This is a genomic window from Moorena sp. SIO2C4 (assembly GCF_010672485.1).
Taxonomy (GTDB): Bacteria; Cyanobacteriota; Cyanobacteriia; order Cyanobacteriales; family Coleofasciculaceae; genus Moorena; species Moorena producens.
Genome location: NZ_JAAHGN010001136.1, coordinates 1 through 2,316, shown reverse-complemented (window position 1 = coordinate 2,316; position 2,316 = coordinate 1). Strand labels below are relative to the sequence as shown.

Here is a 2,316-nt window from a genome sequence, read left to right as displayed (position 1 = left end):
CAACCTTCAACCGTTCAACCGTTCAACCGTTCAACCTTCAACTGTTCAACCTTCAACCGTTCAACCTTCAACCGTTCAACCTTCAACCGTTCAACCTTCAACCGTTCAACCTTCAACCGTTCAACTTTCAACCGTTCAACCTTCAACCGTTCAACCGTTCAACCTTCAACCGTTCAACCTTCAACCGTTCAACCTTCAACCGTTCAACCTTCAACCGTTCAACCGTTCAACCTTCAACCTTCAACCGTTCAACCTTCAACCTTCAACCTTCAACCTTGGCCTAAAGGCCACGCTACGCGAACAATCTTCAACCCTTGAAATTAGCCCCCAATTCCCAGCCTTCCTGCCAAAGCGGGATTAATGGGAATCAGAGTTGCGACCATTAAAAACAACGCCAATAACCCCCACAATGCTCGAGTATCATCGAGTTCGGTAATTTCATTGAGGCTAGGACGCTCCAAACCCCGCTGCAAGAACAAAATCAAGATTCCCCAGTACAAAATTATGGGATTGGCTGGATTGATTAAGGCCAAAATCCCCAAAATCACTAAGGTGGCAATGGTAGTAAGTCGAGCAGTTTTGCGTCCGTAGATAGCTTGGACAATTCGCCCACCATCTAGTTGTCCTGCGGGCATTAGGTTCAAGGCTGTTATGGTTAAACCTAGCCAACCGACAATGGTGAGAGGGTGAACATCCACTAAAGACTCTTGGATAGCACTACCAAGCACTAACTTTGCCAGCCCTCCGACTAAAATTGACCCTTGGAAGAATTCCACTGGCACCTGAAAAGCACTGCCTTGATGAGAAAGGACTAATCCTGAAATCAGCATCACTAGAGACACTACACCACCTACGGCTGGTCCGGCTATGGAAATATCAAATAATACTTTTCGATTGGGTAATAGGGATTCGAAGCGAACCATAGCACCAAATGAGCCGATTTGCAAGCTGGGAAGGAAAAAGGGTAGGCTGAGGCGAACGTCGTGAGCTTTGGCTTGCCACCAGTGACCGAGTTCATGGGTAATGAGAACTATCCAAATTCCGATGGTAATCGGTAAGGCTTCCCGAAACCGTTCAGGTTCACTGAATAAATCAAAGTCAAGCAGTAACCCAGATACTTCTAAAGTGGTGAAAAATGTCGCAATTACCAGGACAAGGGCTAATATTTTTTGCGGAACTGTAGTGGTTCGTGGGTCATTGGTACTGGGCAAGATAATGACAACTGGTTTCCCTTCTGGATTATCGACTAAAAATAGCCGATAGCGATCGCTTAATTTTTCCTCTAGATTAGCTGACAAACGAGAATGTACCAATTCGGCATCGTTTCCCCGCAGATTGCCTGTAAAAATTGCCCCTTCCTGATATTTTATAGTTTCCGTAGCAAAGAACGTATCAATCCCAAAAATCCCTTTAATAACTTGTAGGTCTTCATCAGGAATTGTAGCTACTCCGATCCTGGTGGTATTCGGACCCTCGGATACGGCAGTTAAATTTTTGTAAGCTGCAGTATCTTGCTCCTCAGACTTTTGGGCATCCTTGCTTTGTTGTTGCTCCTCGAACAGTTTGGTGGCACGCTCCCGCCAAACTTCATCTTGACCTGCTGCACGTAAGAGCCTGCCCAAGTAGATGTATAGGCCGGTGGAAGCGACTAGCAGAAATAGGATCCCAACGATATTCAGGTAAATTCCCATGCTGACTAAGCCAAAGAATAATAGCCAGGGCAGTGTCAAGACTACTGACTGCAACCAGGCTAAAATTCCTAGCTTGCCGTAAGAACGAGCGCGGTTATAGCCCCAACCTAGAACACCGAGGGCTACGAGTATGATCACCAAAGTGACAGTAGTCTCTGATCCGTTAAACATTATCAATTCAATTTTGATGGAGTACTAGTTTGTTTCCAACTTTGGAGAGCGGCCCTGAGATCACTTTGGTTTTGCTCTAGGAAGCTGGCTCCCTCTAGCTGGTCTAATCCTGTCCAGTACATTAGTAGCGCTAGTTTTACCTGCCTGCCACTGCGCTCTAGTAAGTGAGCGCAGTCTTCTCGGCTGAGGTTGGTCAGGTCTTTGAGGATGCGCAGGGCTCGGTCATGAAGTTTCTTGTTGGTCACTGCCACATCTACCATGCGATTGCCGTAGACTTTGCCAAGCTTTACCATCGCTCCTGTAGAAAGGATGTTCAAGGCCATTTTAGTGACAGTACCGGCTTTGAGGCGAGTAGAGCCAGCTAGGACTTCCGGACCAACTAGCAGCCGAATATCAATATCAGCATCAATACTGACCTGTTCAGGGGGGACACAAGCGATCGCAATCGTGGTTA

At 46.7% G+C, this 2,316-nt stretch carries 2 protein-coding genes and 1 pseudogene; 1 reads left to right on the top strand and 2 read right to left on the bottom strand.

The annotated features are described in order from the left end of the window. A pseudogene (locus F6K20_RS34675) lies at nucleotides 1–361 on the top strand (hypothetical protein); the annotation flags it as partial. Here F6K20_RS34675 and F6K20_RS34670 read toward each other — a convergent pair. Then, a complete protein-coding gene (locus F6K20_RS34670) occupies nucleotides 321–1,862 on the bottom strand; it encodes a site-2 protease family protein (protein WP_008179343.1) in 1,542 nt (513 codons plus the stop codon). The pseudogene F6K20_RS34675 and the gene F6K20_RS34670 sit on opposite strands and share 41 nt — an antisense overlap. A 2-nt stretch (nucleotides 1,863–1,864) precedes the next feature. After that, on the bottom strand, nucleotides 1,865–2,316 hold a 452-nt coding region (locus tag F6K20_RS34665; protein WP_287297828.1), incomplete at its 5' end, for an N-acetylmuramic acid 6-phosphate etherase.